The sequence below is a fragment of the Micromonospora coxensis genome (assembly GCF_900090295.1).
In the GTDB taxonomy this organism is placed as follows: Bacteria; Actinomycetota; Actinomycetes; order Mycobacteriales; family Micromonosporaceae; genus Micromonospora; species Micromonospora coxensis.
The window spans coordinates 4,855,321-4,875,536 of record NZ_LT607753.1 but is presented as its reverse complement, the minus strand read 5'-3'; the positions used below and the strand labels follow the sequence as shown (position 1 = coordinate 4,875,536).

General features: G+C 74.7%; 16 protein-coding genes. 3 read left to right on the top strand and 13 right to left on the bottom strand.

Features of this window, described 5'->3' with window-relative positions; all coding sequences use genetic code 11:
- Positions 1–69 precede the first annotated feature (69 nt).
- The 5 genes from gatB to ligA form a co-directional block, all read right to left on the bottom strand.
- A complete protein-coding gene (gatB, locus tag GA0070614_RS22325) occupies positions 70–1,569 on the bottom strand; it encodes an Asp-tRNA(Asn)/Glu-tRNA(Gln) amidotransferase subunit GatB (RefSeq protein WP_088977797.1) in 1,500 nt (499 codons plus the stop codon).
- A 13-nt stretch (positions 1,570–1,582) separates the two neighbouring features.
- Positions 1,583–3,058, bottom strand: a complete 1,476-nt coding sequence (gene gatA / locus GA0070614_RS22320) for an Asp-tRNA(Asn)/Glu-tRNA(Gln) amidotransferase subunit GatA (protein WP_088977796.1) — start codon at positions 3,056–3,058, stop codon at positions 1,583–1,585.
- Between the two features lie 76 nt (positions 3,059–3,134).
- Positions 3,135–3,440 (bottom strand): Asp-tRNA(Asn)/Glu-tRNA(Gln) amidotransferase subunit GatC, encoded by a 306-nt coding sequence (gatC, locus tag GA0070614_RS22315; RefSeq protein ID WP_088977795.1) that lies wholly within the window; start codon positions 3,438–3,440, stop codon positions 3,135–3,137.
- A gap of 151 nt (positions 3,441–3,591) precedes the next feature.
- Complete coding sequence (locus GA0070614_RS22310; RefSeq protein ID WP_088977794.1) at positions 3,592–5,946, bottom strand: putative bifunctional diguanylate cyclase/phosphodiesterase; 2,355 nt, start codon at positions 5,944–5,946, stop codon at positions 3,592–3,594.
- 158 nt (positions 5,947–6,104) lie between these two features.
- Positions 6,105–8,240 (bottom strand): NAD-dependent DNA ligase LigA, encoded by a 2,136-nt coding sequence (ligA, locus tag GA0070614_RS22305; protein ID WP_088977793.1) that lies wholly within the window; start codon positions 8,238–8,240, stop codon positions 6,105–6,107.
- Positions 8,241–8,421: 181 nt separating this feature from the next.
- Between ligA and GA0070614_RS22300 the strand changes: the two genes are divergently transcribed.
- Positions 8,422–8,937, top strand: a complete 516-nt coding sequence (locus tag GA0070614_RS22300) for a type II toxin-antitoxin system PemK/MazF family toxin (RefSeq protein ID WP_088977792.1) — start codon at positions 8,422–8,424, stop codon at positions 8,935–8,937.
- Positions 8,938–9,015: 78 nt separating this feature from the next.
- Here GA0070614_RS22300 and GA0070614_RS22295 read toward each other — a convergent pair whose 3' ends face one another.
- The 7 genes from GA0070614_RS22295 to GA0070614_RS22265 form a co-directional block, all read right to left on the bottom strand.
- Positions 9,016–10,029, bottom strand: coding sequence for an ADP-ribosylglycohydrolase family protein (locus tag GA0070614_RS22295; protein WP_088979589.1), 1,014 nt, complete (start codon positions 10,027–10,029; stop codon positions 9,016–9,018).
- Between the two features lie 123 nt (positions 10,030–10,152).
- Complete coding sequence (locus GA0070614_RS22290; RefSeq protein WP_172892481.1) at positions 10,153–10,521, bottom strand: VOC family protein; 369 nt, start codon at positions 10,519–10,521, stop codon at positions 10,153–10,155.
- Between the two features lie 36 nt (positions 10,522–10,557).
- Positions 10,558–11,562: a uroporphyrinogen decarboxylase/cobalamine-independent methonine synthase family protein gene (locus GA0070614_RS22285; protein ID WP_088977790.1), complete on the bottom strand. Its 1,005-nt coding sequence runs from the start codon at positions 11,560–11,562 to the stop codon at positions 10,558–10,560.
- A gap of 214 nt (positions 11,563–11,776) precedes the next feature.
- A complete protein-coding gene (mnmA, locus tag GA0070614_RS22280) occupies positions 11,777–12,850 on the bottom strand; it encodes a tRNA 2-thiouridine(34) synthase MnmA (RefSeq protein ID WP_197701348.1) in 1,074 nt (357 codons plus the stop codon).
- A gap of 128 nt (positions 12,851–12,978) precedes the next feature.
- Positions 12,979–14,154, bottom strand: a complete 1,176-nt coding sequence (locus tag GA0070614_RS22275) for a cysteine desulfurase family protein (RefSeq protein ID WP_088977788.1) — start codon at positions 14,152–14,154, stop codon at positions 12,979–12,981.
- Positions 14,155–14,353: 199 nt separating this feature from the next.
- Positions 14,354–15,013 (bottom strand): class F sortase, encoded by a 660-nt coding sequence (locus GA0070614_RS22270; RefSeq protein ID WP_088977787.1) that lies wholly within the window; start codon positions 15,011–15,013, stop codon positions 14,354–14,356.
- A complete protein-coding gene (locus GA0070614_RS22265) occupies positions 15,010–15,840 on the bottom strand; it encodes a DUF4397 domain-containing protein (protein WP_088977786.1) in 831 nt (276 codons plus the stop codon). The genes GA0070614_RS22270 and GA0070614_RS22265 overlap by 4 nt, the downstream gene beginning before the upstream one ends.
- 240 nt (positions 15,841–16,080) lie before the next feature.
- On the opposite strand from GA0070614_RS22265, the gene GA0070614_RS22260 reads away from it, so the two are divergent.
- Together GA0070614_RS22260 and GA0070614_RS22255 are read left to right on the top strand one after the other, a co-directional pair.
- A complete protein-coding gene (locus GA0070614_RS22260; RefSeq protein ID WP_088977785.1) occupies positions 16,081–16,686 on the top strand; it encodes an RNA polymerase sigma factor in 606 nt (201 codons plus the stop codon).
- The gene (locus GA0070614_RS22255) at positions 16,640–17,425 is read left to right on the top strand and encodes an anti-sigma factor (RefSeq protein WP_088977784.1); all 786 of its coding nucleotides are present in this window, start codon (positions 16,640–16,642) and stop codon (positions 17,423–17,425) included. Before GA0070614_RS22260 ends, GA0070614_RS22255 begins: the two co-directional genes overlap by 47 nt.
- 66 nt (positions 17,426–17,491) lie before the next feature.
- Here GA0070614_RS22255 and GA0070614_RS22250 read toward each other — a convergent pair whose 3' ends face one another.
- Positions 17,492–20,203, bottom strand: coding sequence for an HAD-IC family P-type ATPase (locus tag GA0070614_RS22250; RefSeq protein WP_088977783.1), 2,712 nt, complete (start codon positions 20,201–20,203; stop codon positions 17,492–17,494).
- Positions 20,204–20,216: the final 13 nt, after the last annotated feature.

Here is a 20,216-nt window from a genome sequence, read left to right as displayed (position 1 = left end):
GGTGGCCGCGTACCCGAAGAAAGGGCCGGTGGCCGCCGCCGGTCGGACGGCGGCCACCGGCGGTGGGACTCAGCCCTGGGCGCCGAGGCGCTCCAGGATCAGCTCACGGACGGTCTTGGCGTCGGCCTGGCCACGGGTGGTCTTCATGACCGCGCCGACCAGCGCGCCGGCCGCGGCGACCTTGCCGCTGCGGACCTTCTCGGCGATGTCGGGGTTGGCGGCGATCGCCTCGTCCACGGCGGCGGTGAGCGCGCCGGTGTCGGAGACGACCTCCAGGCCCCGGTTGGTCATGATCTCGGTCGGCGAGCCCTCGCCGGCCACCACGCCCTCCAGGACGCTGCGGGCCAGCTTGTCGTTGAGCTTGCCGGCGTCGACCAGGCCCTGCAGCTCGGCGACCTGCTTCGGGGTGGCGCCGACGTCGGCCAGCTCCACGCCCGCCTCGTTGGCCCGGCGGGACAGCTCACCGAGCCACCACTTGCGGGCGGCGGCCGGGGTGGCGCCGGCGGCGACGGTGGCCTCGATCAGCTCGACCGCGCCGGCGTTGAGCACCGACTGCATGTCCAGGTCGGACAGGCCCCACTCCTGCTGGAGCCGGCGGCGGTGCAGCCGCGGCAGCTCCGGCAGCGCGGCCTTCAGCTCGGCCACCCAGGCCGCGTCCGGGGCGAGCGGCACCAGGTCCGGCTCCGGGAAGTACCGGTAGTCGGTGGCGGTCTCCTTGGACCGGCCCGGGGTGGTGTCGCCGGTGTCCTCGTGGAAGTGCCGGGTCTCCTGGGTGATCTTGCCGCCGGCGTCGAGCACGGCCGCCTGGCGCAGCATCTCCGAGCGGACCGCCCGCTCGACCGACCGCAGCGAGTTGACGTTCTTGGTCTCGGTGCGGGTGCCCCACTCCTCGCCCGGCAGGTTGAGGGAGGTGTTGACGTCGCAGCGCAGCGACCCCTCCTCCATCCGCACGTCGGAGACGCCCAGCGAGCGGATCACGTCGCGCAGCTCGGTGACGTACGCCCGGGCCACCTCCGGCGCCAACGCGCCGGTGCCGGGAACCGGCTTGGTGACGATCTCCACCAGCGGGATGCCGGCCCGGTTGTAGTCGACCAGCGACTCGGTCGCGCCGTGGATGCGGCCGGTGGCGCCACCGACGTGCAGCGTCTTGCCGGTGTCCTCCTCCAGGTGCACCCGCTCGATGCCGATCCGCACCAGCTCGCCGTTCACCTCGACGTCCAGGTAGCCGTCGAAGCAGAGCGGCTCGTCGTACTGGCTGATCTGGTAGTCCTTCGGCATGTCCGGGTAGAAGTAGTTCTTCCGGGCGAACCGGCACCACTCGGCGATCGAGCAGTTCAGCGCGAGGCCGATCCGGATGGTCGCCTCGATGGCCGCCTTGTTGGCCACCGGCAGCGAGCCCGGCAGGCCCAGGCAGACCGGGCAGACCCGGGTGTTCGGCTCGCCGCCGAAGTCGGTCGGGCAGCCGCAGAACATCTTGGTGTTCGTGCCCAGCTCGACGTGGGTCTCCAGGCCGATCACCGGTTCGTAGCGCGCGACGACGTCGTCGTACGCGGGCAGTGTCGTGGTCATCTGAGCTCCTGCCTCACAGCGCCGGTGGGGTGAACGTGCCGACCACGGACTCCAGCGCGGCGGCGACCCGGTACATCCGGTCGTCCGCCATCGTCGGGGCCATCACCTGAAGGCCGACGGGGAGACCGTCGGAGAGCCCGCACGGCACCGAGATGCCCGGGCCGCCGTACAGGTTGGTCGGGATGGTGAACAGGTCGGCCAGGTACATCTGGTACGGGTCGGCGGTGCGCGCGCCGAGCGGGAACGCCACGAACGGGGTGGTCGGCGAGATCAGCGCGTCCACCCGCTCGAACGCCGCGGTGAAGTCGCGGGTGATCAGGGTGCGGACCTTCTGCGCCTGCCCGTAGTAGGCGTCGTAGTAGCCCGAGGAGAGCGCGTACGTGCCGATCATGATGCGCCGCTTGACCTCGGGGCCGAAGCCGGCCTCGCGGGTCAGCGACATGACCTCCTCCAGCGACCGGTTGCCGTCGTCGCCGACCCGCAGGCCGAACCGGACGCCGTCGAAGCGGGCCAGGTTGGAGGAGCACTCGCTCGGCGCGATCAGGTAGTACGCCGGCAGCGCGTACCGGAAGTGCGGGCAGGACACCTCGACGATCTCGGCGCCCAGCTTGGCCAGCGTGTCGACCGACTCGCGGAACGCGGCCATCACACCCGGCTCCGCGCCCTCACCGGTGAACTCGGTGACGACGCCGAGCTTCACGCCGGTCAGGTCGCCGGTCGCGCCGAGCTTCGCGGCGGCCACCACGTCCGGCACCGGGGCCGGGATGGAGGTCGAGTCGCGCGGGTCGTGCCCACCGATGACCTGGTGCAGCAGCGCGGCGTCGAGCACCGTACGGGCGCACGGGCCGGGGGTGTCCAGCGAGGAGGAGAAGGCCACCAGGCCGTAGCGGGAGGTGCCGCCGTAGGTGGGCTTCGCGCCGACCGTGCCGGTGACCGCGCCCGGCTGCCGGATCGAGCCGCCGGTGTCCGAGCCGATCGACAGCGGGGCCTCGTACGCGGCGAGGGCTGCGGCGCTGCCGCCACCGGAGCCACCCGGGATGCGGTCGAGGTCCCACGGGTTGCGGGTCGGGCCGTACGCCGAGTACTCCGTGGAGGAGCCCATCGCGAACTCGTCCATGTTGGTCTTGCCGAGCATCACCGTGCCCGCGTCGCGCAGCCGCTGCACGATCGTCGCGTCGTACGGCGGGCGCCAGCCCTCCAGGATCTTCGAGCCGACGGTGGTCGGCACGCCCTTGGTGGTGAGCACGTCCTTGACCGCGACCGGCACGCCCGCGAGCGGGCCCAGCTCCTCGCCGGCGGCCCGGCGCTCGTCCACGGCGCGGGCGGCGGCCAGCGCGCCCTCGGTGTCGACGTGCAGGAACGCGTGGACCTGCTCGTCGACGGCGGCGATCCGGTCCAGGTGGGCCCGGGTCACCTCGACGGCGGAGGTCTCACCCGTCGCCACCAGGCCGGCGATCTCCGTCGCGGTCAGTCTGGTCAGGTCGCTCATGCCGGCACTCCGCTTCGCTCCGCGCCGCCATGAGGCACCAGCGCACTGAGTCTGATGATTCGCCCGCTGCGCTCGCTCATGACGCCACATCCTCGTCCAGGATCCGCGGGACGCGGAACCGCTGCTGGTCGGCGTCGGGCGCCCCCGACAGCGCCTCCTGCGGGGTCAGCCCCGGCACCACCACGTCCTCGCGCAGGACGTTGGTCAGCGGCACCGAGTGCGAGGTCGGCGGGATGTCCGCCGCGGCGACCTCGCCGACCTGGGCGACCGACTGGAGGATGACGTCGAGCTGGCCGGCGAAGGTGTCCAGCTCCTCCTCGGTGACGGCGAGCCGCGACAGTCGCGCGAGGTGCGCGACCTCCTCGCGGGAGATGGCGGCCATCAGTGCCCCCTTCGTGGCTGTCCTGACTGCGTCTGCGGTGTGCCGGCCGCGCGGTCGCGGTGCAGATGACGCGCGGTGACCGGAGCGAGTCTATTGTCCTGCGGACGCGGCGACGCCTCCGACTCCCCCCGCCGTCCGCCTGTCGGCCGCGTCACCGGCCGGCGCGGCGCGGCCCGTCCGTCTCGGCGGCCACCGTCGGGTGCACCGGCCGGTACCGGGACAGCCAGGTGGCCAGATCCTCGGCGGGCATCGGCCGGGCGTGGAACCAGCCCTGGGCCACGTCGCAACCGGCCGTGTGCAGCAGCCGCCAGGTGCGCTCGTCCTCCACGCCCTCGGCGACCACCCGCAGCCCGAGCGCGCCCGCCAGCTCGATCATCGACCGGACCACCGCCGCGTCGTCGGCGTCGTCGGCCATCCCCAGCACGAACGACCGGTCCACCTTCACCTCGGCCAGCGGCAACCGTCGCAGGTGCTGCAGGGACGAGTAGCCGGTGCCGAAGTCGTCCAGCGAGATCGCCACCCCGAGCCGGTGCAGCCGGGTGATGGTGGCGAGCACCCGCCGGGGGTCGGCCATCAACGCGCCCTCGGTGATCTCCAGTTGCAGCCGTTCCGGGCGTACCCCGAAGCGGGTGAGCTGCTCGGCGATCCGGTCGGCGATCTCACCGGTGTGCAGGTCCCGGACGCTGACGTTGAGCGAGGCCCGCAGGGTGATCCCGGCCGCCGACCACTTCGCCAGCTGCTCGATCACGTCGTCGACCACCCGCCGGGTGAGCAGCCGCATCACCGCGCTCTGCTCGGCGAGGCGGATCAGCTCCCCCGGGTCGACCATGCCCCGGCGCGGGTGCCGCCACCGCAGCAGCGCCTCCACGCCGACCACCTCGCCGGTGGCGATGGCGATCTGCGGTTGGTAGTACATGGTGATCGCGCCGACGTCGGCCACCGCGTCGTCGCGGGCCGGGGCGGGGGCGACCGGCGCGTCGCCCGGCAGGGGCGCCTCGGGCTCCCGGCGGGTGACCCGCGGGCGGGTCGGGTCCGCCCCGGTCAGGATCCGGTTGAGCAGCTCGTCCGGGTGCTCGGGGCCGGTGCGCGGGCGGCGGCGGCGCGGCCACCAGCGGCTCTGCCCCGACCGGGGGCCCGGGTCGTCGGTCAGCCGGGACGGCAGCGTGGCCCCGTCGCCGCCGCGCACCGTCCGCGCCGGGTGCGGCCCCGCCTCCAGGACCCGGCGCAGGTCGGCCAGCAGGCCCAACCGCTCGGCGGAGTTGTGGTCGGACTCGGCGGCGTACACGGCGACGGTGTCGTTGCGGTGCTTCGCGTCGTACATCGCCACGTCGGCGTGGCGCATCAGGGTGGCGTAGTCCTCACCGTGCTCGGGGAAGAGCGCGACGCCGATGGAGGCGCCCACGTCCAGCGGCAGCCCGTCCAGCGGCACCGGCTCGGCGAGCGCCGCGACCACCCGGTCGGCCAGCTCGCGGGCCTCGTCGACGCCGGCCAGCCCGGTGGCGACGATGGCGAACTCGTCCCCGCCGAGGCGGGCCAGCATGTCCCGCCCGCCGACGACGTCGGCCAGCCGGGCGCTGACCTCCACCAGCAGGCGGTCGCCGACCGCGTGCCCGAGCGCGTCGTTGACGTTCTTGAACCGGTCCAGGTCGATCAGGAGCAGGGCGAGGTGGGCGTCCGGGGCGCCCCGGGCCACCCGCTCGGCGTGCAGGTGCACCTGCTCGGCCACCTCGGCCAACAGCGCCTTGCGGTTGGGCAGGCCGGTGAGCGGGTCGAGGGCGGCGAGCTGTTCCTGCTCGGCGGAGAGCCGGGACATCCGGTAGACGGCGAAGAGCGGCACCAGCACCAGCGGGATCAGCGCGGCGCTGGCCCGCGCGGCGGCGACCAGCACGGGGGCGAGCAGCAGCAGCGACCCGGTGGAGAGCAGTTCGAAGGGAAGCGCCTGCCGGACGCTCGGCCACCACCGGCCGCCGAAGCGCAGTCGCAGCGCGGTGCTGACCATGCCGTGGTTGACCGCGAACCAGGTCACCACGGCCGCGCCGACGACGACGACGTCGGTCCAGCGCAGCCGCCCGCCAGCGGCCAGGCCGCCCGGCCCGAGCCGGAGCACCAGGTACGCGGCGCCGAGGGCGCAGGCGTACTGGGCGGTGTTGAAGGCGGTCCGCCAGAGCGCGTGCCGCATCCGCCAGCCGGAGACGGCGACCGCGACGGCCTGCACCACCAGCGCCGGGCCGAGCCCCCAGCCGAGCAGGATGGCGAAGGTGAAGCAGGTGGACGGGAAGACCGCCGAGGTCTGCCGGCGGCCGGGTGGGACGAACGGGCGCGCGTCGCAGGCCACCGCGAACGCCGCCATCGTCCAGAACGCGGCCGGCAGGGCGGGCAGCCGGTCCGGCAGGCCCACCAGTGCCGGGACGGCGATCAGCGCCGCCACCACGGTCACCGCGACGACGAACCCGCCGAACGCCTGGTGCCCGGGCGGGACGGAGTTGCGGGGGTCGGCGGTCTCCATCGCACCTCCCGGGCGTCCGGCCGAGGTGTGCGTCGGTCGCACACCGTGCACCCATGAAACGCCCTGAGCGACGTGATCCCCCAGGCGACAGTCACGAATCGGTCGTAGTCGTAATTAAGTTGGTATACGACCGCAAGATCCGATTCTGTCCGGGACGGTCACTCCTCGACCCGGGCCACCTCGCGGGCCGCGTCGGGACCCTGGTCCAGCAGCACCCGGAAGCCGTCCTCGTCGAGGACCGGCACCTTGAGCGAGGCGGCCTTGTCGGCCTTCGAGCCGGGGTTGTCGCCGACCACCACGAAGCCGGTCTTCTTGGAGACCGAGCCGCTGACCTTGCCGCCCCGGCTCTGGATCGCCTCGGCGGCCTGGTCCCGGCTGAACCCGGCCAGGGTGCCGGTGACCACCACCGTCACCCCCTCCAGCGGGCGCGGCCCCTCGTCGACCGCCTCCTCCGCCATCCGTACGCCCGCCTCGGCCCACTTGCGGACCAGCTCGCGGTGCCAGTCGACGGCGAACCACTCCTTGATGCTCGCGGCGATGGTCGGGCCGACCCCGTCCACCGAGGACAGTTCCTCCTCGGAGGCCGCCTCGATCGCCTCGACCGAGCGGAAGTGCCGGGCCAGCGCCTGGGCGGCGGTCGGGCCGACGTGCCGGATGGAGAGCGCGACCAGCACCCGCCACAGGTCGCGTTCCTTGGCGACGGCGAGGTTGTCCAGCAGCTTGGTGGCGTTGCTGCCGAGCGTGCCGTCCTTGTTGACGAAGAACGGCGAGCGGGCGAGCTGCTCGGCGTCGAGGGAGAACAGGTCGCCCTCGTCGGTGATGATCTGCGCGTCGAGCAGCGCCGCCGCGCCCTTGTAGCCGAGCACCTCGATGTCGAAGGCGCCCCGGCCGGCCAGGTGGAAGACCCGCTCGCGCAGCTGCGCCGGGCAGCTGCGGGTGTTGGGGCAGCGGATGTCGACGTCGCTCTCCTTGGCCGGGGCGAGCGGCGTGCCGCAGGACGGGCAGGTCGTCGGCATGACGAACGGGCGGGCGTCGGCGGGCCGCAGCTCGACCACCGGGCCGAGCACCTCGGGGATCACGTCGCCGGCCTTGCGCAGCACCACCGTGTCGCCGATCAGCACCCCCTTGCGCTCCACCTCGCGGGCGTTGTGCAGGGTGGCGTACGCGACGGTGGAGCCGGCCACCTTCACCGGCTGGAGCACGGCGCGCGGCGTGACCCGGCCGGTCCGCCCCACCTCCACCTCGATGTCGAGCAGGGTGGTGTTGACCTCCTCCGGCGGGTACTTGAAGGCGATCGCCCAGCGGGGCGCCCGGCTGGTGGAGCCGAGCCGGCCCTGGATGGAGACCGGGTCGACCTTGACCACCACCCCGTCGATCTCGTGCTCGACGTCGTGCCGGTGGGTCGCGTAGTGGGCGATGTACTCGGCGACGCCGGCCAGGTCGGGCACCACCCGCCAGCGGTCGCTGGTGGGCAGCCCCCACGCCTTGAGCGCCGCGTACGACTCGGACTGCGCGGTCGGCTGGAAGCCCCGGCGGGCGCCGATGCCGTGCACCACCAGGCGCAGCGGCCGGGACGCGGTGATCCGCGGGTCCTTCTGGCGCAGGCTGCCGGCGGCGGCGTTGCGCGGGTTGGCGAACGGCGCCTTGCCCTGCTCGACCAGGCCGGCGTTGAGGTCGGCGAAGCCGGCCACCGGGAAGTAGATCTCGCCCCGCACCTCCAGCAGCTCGGGCAGCGCGCCGAACTCGGCCGACGGGGTCAGCCGGGCGGGCACGTCCCGGATGGCGCGCACGTTGGCGGTGACGTCCTCGCCGGTGCGCCCGTCGCCCCGGGTGGCCGCTCGGACCAGCCGCCCCTTCTCGTAGGTGAGGTTGATGGCGAGCCCGTCGACCTTGAGTTCGCAGAGGTAGGGCACCGGGCCGCCGGCGTCCCGCTCGACCCGCTCGGCCCAGGCCGCCAGCTCCTCGTCGGCGAAGGCGTTGTCCAGCGAGAGCATCCGCTCGGCGTGGTCCACCGGGGTGAAGTCGGTGGAGAAGGTGCCGCCGACGCGCTGGGTCGGCGAGTCGGGCGTGCGCAGCGCCGGGTACTCCGCCTCCAACGCCTCCAGCTCGCGCAGCTGCCGGTCGAACTCGGCGTCGGAGACGGTCGGCGCGTCGAGGACGTAGTAGCGGTACTGGTGTTCGGTGAGCTCCTGGCTCAGCGTGGCGTGCCGCTCCCGCACCTCGGGGGTGGGTTCGCCGCCGGCCGCCGCCTCCTGCGCGGCGCTGACCTGCGGGGAGATCTCTTCTTCCGACACTTCGCCGCCTCCGGACACCCTGGAACCTCCCCGTGATCACGCTACCGGAGCACGGTAACGGGCCGGTCGGACAATCCCGTGCCTCCCCCGCCGCGCCCGACGGGCGGGCGCCCGCCGTCCGTGCGACGATCGCCGCACGTCGGCGGCCCGGTGCGCCGCCCGGGGAGAGGCAGGGGTACGGATGCCGGAGTGGGTGTGGTGGGCGCTGCTGGTCGTCCTGGCCGTGGTCGCCGGGTGGGCCTGGAACGAATGGCGACGCCGGGGCGGTCGCCCGTCCGACGGCGGCGGCGACCGGGCCAGGCCGCAGCGGGGCACCCCGCCGCGGGACCGGGCCCGCCCGACCGCGCCGCCCCGACCGCGCACCCCCACCGGTACGCCCAGGCCGGGCGAGATCTGGTGGGCCGACGTCCCGTACGCCGACGGCAGCGGCTCGAAGGTGCGCCCCTGCCTGGTGCTGCGGGCCGACGACCGGAGCGCCGAGGTGCTCAAGATCACCAGTCAGGACAAGAGCGGCCGGGACGACCACGTCCGCATCCCCACCGGCGACTGGGACCCGGACGCCGACCACGACAGCTGGCTCGACCTCGCCGAGCCCCTGTCCGTGCCGCTCGACGACTTCTCCCGCCGCGCCGGCTCCTGCGACCCGGAGCTGTGGCGGCAGGTACGGCGACTGCACGGCCGGCGCAGCCCGGCCTGACCGTGCGGGCCTTCGGCGCGCCGCCTGCCGCAGACCCGCTGCGCCGACCGGCCGGCGCCCGCACGGTCCCGCCCGGGCTCAGTCCCAGGCCGCGCCGAGGGCGGTGAGCTGGTCGGCGTACTCGATGCGGGTGGGCCAGTCGGTCGGCCAGGCCGCCGTGCCGTGGGCGGCCCCGACGAAGGCGCCGGCCAGGGCGGCGATCGAGTCGGAGTCGCCGGCGGTGGTGGCGCCCCGGGCGATCGCGGTGACCGGGTCGTCCGGATGCCAGAGGGCGCAGAGCAGCGCCGTGGCCAGCGCCTCCTCGGCGATCCAGCCCTCACCGGTGTGCCGGCAGGGGTCGTCGCCGTCGTCGGGGCGGCCGAGCGCGAGGTCGAGCCGGCGCAGCGCGTGCAGGCACTCGTCCCAGCCCCGGGCGATGAACTCCGCCGGGGAGTCGATCCCGGGGCGCTGCCACAGGTCACCGAGCCAGTCGCCCCGGTAGACCCGGCGCTGCTCCCGGGCCCGCGCGGTGAGCAGCGCGGGCAGCTCCGCCAGGCCCGCCCCGTCGCACAGCAGCCGCACCGCGTACGCGGTCAGCTCGCTGGCCGCCAGCCCGGTCGGGTGGCCGTGGGTCAGGCCGGCCTGGAGCTGCGCCAGCCCGGCCAGGGTGTCCAGGTCGACGTCGAGCAGCCCGACCGGAGTGACCCGCATGTTCGCGCCGCAGCCCTTCGAGCCGGCCACGGTGGCCTGCTGCCAGGGCAGCCCTCGGCTCAGCTCGGCGCAGGCGCGCAGGCAGGTCGTGCCCGGGGCGCGGTTGTTGTCCGGGCTGACCGCCCAGTCGAGGAAGCGCTGCCGCAGCAGCGACTCGACCGCCTCCGGCGTGTGGGCGTCCGCGTCGTGCAGCGCCCACGCCACCGCCAGGGCCATCTGCGTGTCGTCGGTGACCAGCGCCGGGTCGCCCGCCAGCTCACGCGGGCCGGTCGGGCCGTACCGGCGGTGGATCTCGGCGACGGTCAGGAACTCGGTCGGCTTGCCGAGGGCGTCACCGTAGGCGAGGCCGAAGAGCGAGCCGGAGGCACGGCGGAGCGAGGAGTCGATCACGCCCGTGATCATGCCGGCCGCCCGCAACCCGGTGACCGCCGCACCCGACCGGCAACCTCGTGACCGGCGCACCGGCCGCACCCGCCGGGCCCGACCGAGGAAGCCCGCCGGAGCCGGTGGCACCGGGCCGGCGGGTCAGTCCCAGCAGAGGCAGAACGGGTGGCCGGCCGGGTCGGCGTACACCCGGAAGCCCTTGCCCTCGCCGGGCAGCCGGCGCGCGCCCAGGGCGAGCACCGCCCGTTCCGCGGCCTCGACGTCGTCGACGGTGACGTCGAGGTGGAACTGCTGCGGCCGGTCCGGATCCGGCCAGGCCGGCGGTCGCAGGTCGGGGGCCTTCTGGAAGGCGAGCCGCGGCTGGTGGCCGGGCGGACCGCCGAGCACCACCCACCCGTCGCCGTCGGACTGCTCCTCGACCAGCGGCAGCCCGAGCAGCTCGGCGTAGAAGGCGGCCAGGGCGCGCGGATCCGGGCAGTCGATCACCGTCGAACGCAACTGTCCAATCATGCCGGTCATCCTGCCCCGCCGGTACGACGGAAAACCTCAGTCCTCCGCCAACCGCCGGCCGGCGTCCCGGCAGGCGGCGAGGACCGCTCGCGCGTACGCCGGGGTGGCTCCGGCGAGCCCGCAGGCCGGGGTGACCACCACCTGCTCGGCGAGCCGGCGGCGGGGGAACCCGAGGCGGTCCCAGAGGGTGCGTACCCGGTCGGCGACCTCGGCCGAGGTCGGCGCGCGGCCGGCCGGCGGGGCCGGCGTGGGCGCGGCCCCGGCCAGCAGCCCGAGCCCGGCGTCGATCGCCTCGCCGAGCGGGTCCAGTTCCTTGACCAGGGCGAGGTCCAGCGCCACCCCGACCGCTCCGGCCGAGCGGATCAGCTCCAGCGGCACCTCCGGGGCGCAGCAGTGCACCACGGTCGGCGCCCCGGCCGCGTCGATCACCTGGCGCAGCAGGCTCCGGGCGACCTCGGGCTGCACCGCCCGGTGGGTGCCGAAGCCGCTCTCGGTGGGCACCCGGCCGGCGAGCACCGCCGGCAGGGAGGGCTCGTCCAGTTGGAGCAGCACCGAGGCGCGGGGCAGCCGACGGCTCACCGCCGCGACGTGCGCCCGCAGTCCCTCGGCCAGCGAACCGGCCAGGTCCCGCACCGCGCCCGGGTCGCGCAGCATCCGGCCGCCGATCGGCAGCTCCAGCGCCGCGGCCAGGGTGAACGGCCCGCCGGCCTGGATCTTCACCGGCCCGGCGTACGTCTCGGCCTGCTCGGCGAGCTGGTCCAGGTCGCGTTCCATCAGGTCGCGTGCCCGGCGCAGGTCCCGCCCGGGGCGGGGCGCGATCCGCCAGCGGGCCGCGTAAAGCTCGACCGGCAGCTCGACCAGCAGCCCACCGGTCCGCCCGATCAGGTCGGCGCCGGGACCGCGCGCCGGTAGTTCCGGCAGGTGGGGAAGGGCGGGCAGCTCGCCGAGGACGATCCGCTGCGCCTCGGCGACGTCGGTGCCGGGCAGCGAGCCGATGCCGGTGGCGGCCCCCGGGGGCCATGGCCAGGACTGTTCAGTCACGGCCGAAGGGTATCCGCTGCCCCGGACCGGGCGGCGCGAGCGGCCCACACCCGACGCCACCGGACAGGCCGCCGGAGCGACACGGGTCGTCGGATCCGTCGCCGAGGGCCGGGCGGTCAGCCACGCGTCGTCGGACAGGAGCGGCGCCGGACCCTGGTGCCGCGCTGCGGCTCGCCCCGGGAGGGTACGGACACGGGTCGGGCGGCCCCCGGGGTCAGCCGGTGATGGTGGCGGACCCGAGCACCACGTCGCCCGCCGGATCCGGCCGGTACGCCACGATCGCCTGTCCGGCGGCGACCCCGCGCACCGGTCGACGCAGCTCGGCGTGGAGGGTGTCGCCGTCCAGCGTCACGATGGCCGGGACCACGTCGCCGTGCGCGCGCAACTGCACCTCGCACTCGATCGGGGCGGTGGGCCGCTCGCCGCCGGTCCAGACCGGGCGGGTGGCCCGTACCTGCGAGACCTCCAGCGCCTCGGCGGGGCCGACGGTCACCGTGTTGGTCTTCGGGGTGATGGAGAGCACGTAGCGGGGGCGGCCGTCCGGGGCGGGCCGGTCCAGGCGCAGGCCGCGCCGCTGCCCCACGGTGTACTGGTAGGCGCCGGTGTGGCTGCCGACGACCGCGCCGGTCGACGCGTCGACCACGTCGCCGGGGGCCTCACCCAGCCGCCCGGCGAGGAAGCCGCGGGTGTCGCCGTCGGCGATGAAGCAGATGTCGTGCGAGTCGGGCTTGTCCGCCACGGCCAGCCCACGCCGGGCCGCCTCGTCGCGGACCTCGGCCTTGGTGGCGTCGCCGAGCGGGAAGATCGACCGGTCGAGCTGCGCGCGGGTCAGCACCGCCAGCACGTACGACTGGTCCTTGGCCTGGTCGACGCTGCGGCGCAGCAGGCCGTCGGGGCCGAGCCGGGCGTGGTGGCCGGTGACCACGGCGTCGAAGCCCAGGGCCACCGCCCGGTCCAGCACCGCCGCGAACTTGATCTTCTCGTTGCAGCGGAGGCAGGGATTCGGGGTACGGCCGGCCGCGTACTCGGCGACGAAGTCGTCCACCACGTCGGCGTGGAACCGCTCGGCCATGTCCCAGACGTAGAACGGGATGCCGATCACGTCGGCGGCGCGGCGGGCGTCCCGGGAGTCCTCCAGGGTGCAGCAGCCGCGCGCCCCGGTGCGGTAGGTCTGCGGGTTGCGGGCCAGCGCCAGGTGCACCCCGGTCACGTCGTGCCCGGCCGCCACCGCGCGCGCCGCCGCGACAGCGGAGTCCACCCCGCCCGACATGGCCGCCAGAACCCTCACCGCCGTACCCCCTTCACCCCACCGAGCCTATCCGCCCGCGCCCCGCCGTCCGCTCCCCCACCGCGCGACTGCGACCACCCCCACGCCCGCGCGCGTCCGGGACCGGCAGCCGGCACCGGTGGGACGGGTCAGCGCGGGCTGCGCAGCGCGGCGGCGCGGCGGGCGCGTTCGACGGCCGCCGGCAGCGCCGCGATGAGGGCGTCGACCTCGGCCGGAGTGCTGGTGTGCCCGAGGGTGAAGCGCAGCGACGAGCGGGCCCGGTCGTGGTCGGCGCCCATCGCGATGAGCACGTGCGAGGGCTGCGCCACCCCGGCCGAGCAGGCCGAACCGGTGGAGCAGGCGATGCCCTGGGCGTCGAGCAGGAGCAGCAGCGCGTCTCCCTCGCAGCCGGGAAAGGAGAAGTGCGCGTTGCCCGGCAGCCGGTCGGTCGGGTCGCCGTTGTAGACCACCTCGGGCACCGCCTCGCGGACCCGCCGGACCAGGTCGTCGCGGAGCGCGGCCACCCGCGCGGCGTACTCCTGCTGGCCCTTGACCGCGGCCTCGACGGCGACCGCGAAGGCGACGACGCCGGCGGTGTCCAGGGTCCCGGAGCGCACGTCGCGCTCCTGGCCGCCGCCGTGCAGCAGCGGGGTGGCCGCGACGTCGCGGGCCAGCAACAGCGCGCCGACCCCGGCCGGGCCGCCCAGCTTGTGCCCGGTGACGGTGAGCGCGGAGACGCCGCTGGCGGCGAAGTCGACCGGCACCTGGCCGACCGCCTGGATCGCGTCGGTGTGGAACGGCACCCCGTGCTCGGCGGCCACCGCGGCCAGCGCAGCCACCGGCTGGACGGTGCCCACCTCGTTGTTGGCCCACATTGCGGTCACCAGGGCGACCCGGTCGGCGTGCCCGGCCAGTTCCGCGCGCAGCCGTTCCGGGTCCAGCCGGCCGGCCGCGTCGACCGGCAGCCAGCCCACCTCGGCGCCCTCGTGGGCAGCGAGCCAGTCCACGGCGTCCAGCACGGCGTGGTGCTCGACGGCGCTGGACACCACCCGCGCCCGCGCCGGCGCGGCCCCGCGCCGGGCCCAGAAGATGCCCTTGACCGCGAGGTTGTCGCTCTCCGTGCCGCCGCCGGTGAAGACGACCTCGGACGGTCGGGCGCCGAGCGCGGCGGCGACCCGCTCACGCGACTCCTCGACCCGCCGTCGGGCACGCCGGCCGGCGGCGTGCAGCGACGACGCGTTGCCGACCTCGCGAGCGGTGGCGACGTACGCCTCCAACGCCTCGTCGAGCATCGGGGTCGTCGCCGCGTGATCCAGGTATGCCATCACCGTTCAGCGTAACGACCGGCAGGCCGCCGCCCGGACGCCGGACCACCGCCGGCTCCGGCGCCGGGGTGGGGAGGGCGCCCTCCCCACCCCGGCCGGTCCGGTCCGAGGGTCGGACCGGACGGCGGGCCCCCGGACCGCCCGTCCCGGGGTACGACGGAACGGCCCGGCCACCCGGGCCCGCCCGGGTGACGCCGGCTCAGGCGGGCACCGCCGTGACGACGATGTTGTCCCGGTACGAGCGGGTCTTCGCGTCGAACGGCCCACCGCAGGTGATCAGGGTCAACCGGAGCTTGCCGTCGCGCGCGAAGTACCGCTCCAGCGGGATCTTCGACTTGTCGTACTCCTGGCGGGCCACCACCCGGTACGCCCGCTGCCGGCCGTCCGTGCCGGTGACGGTGACGGTGTCGTCGCGGCCCAGCTCGCGCAGCCGGAAGAAGGCCCCCTTGCCCTGGTCGGCGCTGTCCACGTGGCCGGCGATCACCACCGACCCGGCCGTCGCCTCCAGCCCGGGGCCGTACCGGTACCAGCCGATCCGGTCGACGCTCGGCGGGACCTCGAACTCGTCGGTGCGCGGGTTGACCCCGACCGGGTCGACGGTGGCGGTGACGTCGATCGACGGGATGACGAGCCGCACCGGAGGCACGCTCTGCTCACCCGTCGGCAGCTCACCGGCGGTGACCGGCACCGACGACGAGGTGCCCGCCGGGGTCGGGGTGGCGGACCCGGCCAGCGCGGCGGCCTCCTCGGCGCCGACGTCCTCGGCCGGCTGCGAACCGCAGGCCACCACCCCGGCGACGGTGAGCGCGGCGACGCCGGCGGCCACCGCCGCCAGCGCCCCGCGGTGTCGCACCGTCACCGGCGACCGGCCCGGGCGGTCGCCACCCGCGTCCCGCCGCCGACCAGGAGCAGCGCGCCGGCGCCGGCCAGCACGTACCACCAGGTGTCCACGCCGGTGCCGGCCTGGCCACCGCTGCCGCTGGGCACGCCGCCCGGCGCCGAGTGCAGCCCGGTCACGGTCTGGGCGACCAGGTCGAGGGTCTTGCCCTCGGCGGAGCCGATCGCGTACACGATCGTCGCGGTGCCCTCCTTGAGGGTGAGGTCCGCCGGGCCGATGGCCACGGTCTCGGTGCCGGCCAGCACCACGTCGGCCTTGACGGTGCCGGCGTCGACGTCGGCCTTCGCCTCGTTCGGGTTGGTCAGGTCCTCGAAGACCGGGCTGCCGCCGGCCCGCACGTCCACGGCCGGGGCCGCCGCGGTGTGCCGGACGATCAGCCGGGCCTTGCCGGCGCCGACCTTGGCGACGTCGTTGGCGAACGGGGTGATCTTCGGCTGGCCGGAGGCGTCGAGGTGGGCCGCGATGCTGATGTTGGCCCCGCCCGGCACGGCGGCGTCGTCGACCGAGAGGATCGCCTTGTCGAGCGCCTCGCCCGGCTTGGTCAGGGCGATGTCGTACGCGCCCTCCTCCAGCGTCAGCGGGCCGGCCACGTCGCCGGGCTTGAAGTTGTCCAGCGTCTTCTTGCCGTTGACGTACACGTCGACCGGGGTGTCCGGGATGCCGTGCACGACGGAGACCTTCGACGAGGCGGCGAAGGCGGGCGTCGCGGTGAGGGCCCCGACGCCGGCGAAGGTCAGGGCGGCGACCGCGCCACCCGCGGCGACCCGACGGAAGTTCGAGAGCTGCATGACTGCCTCCTGGTGATTGGTGCTGATTCGTCAGGCCTGGCTTGCAGAACGGGATACGCCGGCTTCCGAACGGCCGGATGCAGCCGGACGGAATTCTTTTTCTTCACCCGGATCGCATCCGGAACCGCCCCCGGCGACGAAGAGCAGGTGACAGGAGCACAGGGACACACGGACCGGGAAAGTGGGGCGGGGGCTGTGGGAGCTACAGTCGGGCATGCTCCACGGAAGGCGAGCCGCCCGGTGACGGCGGTGCGACAGGAGCCGGATCCCCCACCGCAGGACGATCTGGCGCAACGGTTCCGCACGGGCGACGAGACCGCCCTGCGGGAGGCGTACGACCGGTACGGCCGGGCCGTCCTGCACCTGGCCACCAGCACGCTGGCCAACCGCAGCGACGCGGAGGACGTCACCCAGGCCACCTTCGTGGCGGCCTGGCTGGGGCGGGAGACCTTCGACCCGACCAAGGGCTCCTTGATCGGCTGGCTGCTCGGCATCGGGCGGCGCAAGGTGATCGACCGGCTGCGCGCCTCGGCCCGGGAGACCCGGGTGGTGGAGACGGTCCGGCAACTGCCCGAGCCGGTCGCCACCGGTCCGGACCCGGACACCGTGGTCGACCGGCTGGTGGTCGCCGACGAGCTGGCCCGCCTCCCGGACGACCAACGCCGGATGCTGGAGCTGGCCTTCTACGACGACCTGACACACCAGCAGATCTCGACGATGACCGGAGTGCCCCTGGGCACCGTCAAGAGTCACATCCGACGGGGCATGGCGAGCTTGAAACGCAGATGGGAGGTGGACGGTGCAGCACCTGGACCACGACCGGCTGGTCTTTCTGGCGCTCGGTGAGAGCGAGGCGGACCACGGCGAGACCGACCACCTCGACGCCTGCGCCACCTGCCGGGGCGAGATGGAGAACCTCCAGCACGTCGCCGGCCTCGGCGCGGCGACGCAGACCCTGCGCGACCTGCCCGATCCGCCGGAGCACATCTGGCAGGGCATCGTCGCGGAGATCAGCGCCGCCGAGGAGCTGCCCTCGCTGACCGGGGCCCGCCGCCAGCAGTCCACGACCGCCGAGCCGGTGGCGGACGCCCCGGCCACCGCGTCGCCGGCCGGCGCGTCCCGCCGCCGTCGGCGCTGGCCCCGCTGGGCCATCACCGTGGTGACCGCCACGGCCGCCGCCGTGCTCGGCGTGGTCGGCACGCTCGCCGTGCTCGATCCGGACCGGCGGGAGCCGGACCCGGCGCCACGGCAGGTCGTGCTGGCCAGCGCGCCGCTGACCGCGTACGGGCAGACACCGAAGGACGCCAACGGCGACGCGCGGGTGTTCGTCGACGGCCGACTGCACCTGCACGTGGCGAATCTCCCGGACGTTCCGGGGTATTACGAGGTATGGCTGATCAACCCGAAGAACATGGAGATGTTCTCGGTCGGTGTGCTGCGCGACGGGTCGGGAGATGCGCTGCTCCCGTTGCCACCCAACGTCGACCTTGAGGCATACTCGGTTGTCGACGTCTCCGCCGAGCAGTACGACAACAAGCCCGCCCACTCCGGCGACAGCCTGCTGAGGGGCACCCTGACGGGCTGATCGGCGGGCCGGCTCAGCTCCCCGGCCCGCCGATCAGCTCCCTTCGCACCGGCGGTCGCCGGCTCGTCACCCGAGCCGGCGACCGAACCAGCCGAACCGCTTGTCCAGCGCCACCACGGCGGAGACGAGCACGGCGATGCCGAGGATGCGCCACCACGCGCCGAGGTCGATGGGGGCCGTCCGGAACAGCGTGTTCATCACCGGCAGGTAGGTCAGCGCCAGCTGACCGAGGGCCTGGACCAGCACGCCGCCGATGAGCCAGCGGTTGCCGAACAGCCCGAGCCGCCACGGCGAGCGGGTCAGCGAGCGGCAGCTGAACAGGTAGAACGCCTGCACCGTGACGAACAGGTTCACCGCCGCCGTACGCGCCTCGGCCAGTTCCGCCCCGCTGTCCAGTTCCCACTGGAACAGCCACCACGCGCCCGCCACGAGCAGGGCGGAGACAAGCAGGATCCGGACCACCAGGGCGCCGGTGAGCAACGGCTGCGCGGGATCGCGCGGCGGGCGGTCCATGATCCCCGGCTCCTTCGGCTCGAAGGCGAGCGTCAGGCCGAGCGCCACCGCGGTGGTCATGTTGATCCAGAGGATCTGACTGGGCAGGATCGGCAGCGCCGTGCCGAGCACGATCGCGACCAGGATGACCAGTCCCTCTCCGGTGTTCGTCGGCAGCGTCCAGGTGATGAACTTGGTCAGGTTGGCGAAGACGCCCCGGCCCTCCTCCACGGCCGACTCGATGGTGGCGAAGTCGTCGTCGGTGAGCACGATGTCGGCGGCCTCCTTGGCCACCTCGGTGCCGCTGCGCCCCATCGCCACCCCGATGTCGGCCTGGCGCAGCGCGGGGGCGTCGTTGACGCCGTCGCCGGTCATCGCCACCACCTGCCCCTCGGCCTGCAACGCCTCCATCAGCCGCAGCTTCTGCTCCGGGGACACCCGGGCGAACACCGCCGCCCGGCGCACCGCCTCCGGACGCTCGGCGTCGGAGAGTCCCGCCAGGTCCTCCCCGCTGAGCACCTCGCCCGGTCCCGGCTCGCCGGCCAGCAGCCCCAGGCGTACGGCGATGGCGCTCGCGGTGACCCGGTGGTCGCCGGTGATCATCTTCACCGCGATCCCAGCCCGCCGGCACGAGGCGACCGCGGCGGCCGCGGCCTCGCGGGGCGGGTCGAGCATCGCGTGCAGCCCGGTGAAGATCAGCTGGCCGGGCAGCGACTCCTCCGCCAGCCCGTCGCCGCGGTCGACCCGGCGCAGGGCGGTGGCGAGCACCCGCAGACCCTCGCCGGCCAGCTCCCCGGCGGCGGCCAGCACGGCGGCACGGTCCAGCGCGACGGTCCCGCCGTCGGCGTCGAGCGCCGCCGTGGACCACTCGACGATCCGCTCCACCGCGCCCTTGACCAGAACCACCCGCGCGCCGTCGGACTGGTCGTGCAGGGTCGCCATGTACTGCCGCTCGGAGGTGAACGGGACGGCCGCCACCCGGGGCAGTTCGGCGGCGACCTCCTCGGCGCGCAGCCCCACCTTGGCGCCGACCACGAGCATCGCCCCCTCGGTGGGGTCGCCGAGCACCGTCCACCCTTCCGCGCGCTCGTCGAGACGGGCGTCGTTGCAGGCGACGCCGGCCAGCAGCGACCAGCGCAGCGCACCTCCCTCGCCGGTGGGGGCCGGGCCGCCGTCCGGGTCACGGATCTCCCCGAGCGGGGTGTAACCGCCGCCGCTGACCTCGTACCGGCCGCTGACGGTCCAGAGGGCCTGCACGGTCATCTGGTTCTCGGTGAGGGTGCCGGTCTTGTCGGTGCAGATCACCGTCGTGCTGCCGAGGGTCTCCACGGCCGGCAGCCGCCGGATCACCGCCCGGCGACGGGCCATCCGCGCCACCCCGATCGCCAGCGTGATGGTCACCGCGGCCGGCAGGCCCTCGGGGATGGCCCCCACCGCCAGCGCCACCGCCGCGGTGAAGGTCGCTCCCGCCGCCTCCCCCCGGGCCAGCCCGACGGCGAAGGTGACCCCCGCGAGCACCAGGATCGCCAGGGTGAGGACGCGGCTGAACCGGGCCAGTTTCGCCGTCAGCGGGGTGTCGAGGACCTGCGCGGCACCGACCAGGCGGTGGATGCGCCCCAGCTCGGTCTCCGCCCCGGTGGCCACCACGATGCCGGCGCCGGAGCCGCCGGTGAGCAGGGTGCCGGAGTAGAGCACGTTGCGGCGGTCGGCCACCGGCGTCTCGTCGGGCACGGCCACCTCGTCCTTGCGCACCGGCAGGGACTCGCCGGTCAGCGCCGACTCGTCGGCGCGCAGCTCGTCGGCGCGGGCCAGCCGCAGGTCGGCGGGGACCTTCTCGCCCGCCTCGACCAGCACCAGGTCGCCGGGGACGACCTGCTCGGAGGGGACCCGCAGGTGCCGTCCGCCGCGTACCACCCGCGCCTCGGTACGCACCATCGCCCGCAGCGCGTCCAGCGCCGACTCGGCCTTCGACTCCTGGAGGAAGCCGACGGCAGCGTTGACCACCACCACCCCGACGATCACCGCGGAGTCGACGTACTCGGCGAGCAGGAGGGTCACCACACCGGCGACGAGCAGCACGTACACCAGCGGGTTCTGGAACTGCCGCAGCAGCCGGCGCAGGGTGCCGCCCCGGGCGGCGGCGGGCAGCACGTTCGGGCCGAACCGGGCCAGGCGCGCGGCGGCCTCGTCGTCGGTCAGCCCTCGGTCGGTGTCGGTCTCCAGCAGCAGCACGACCTCGTGCACGGCCAACGCGTGGTGACCGCCTCCGGGCGTCCTGGCCGGCATGGCGCACTCCTCG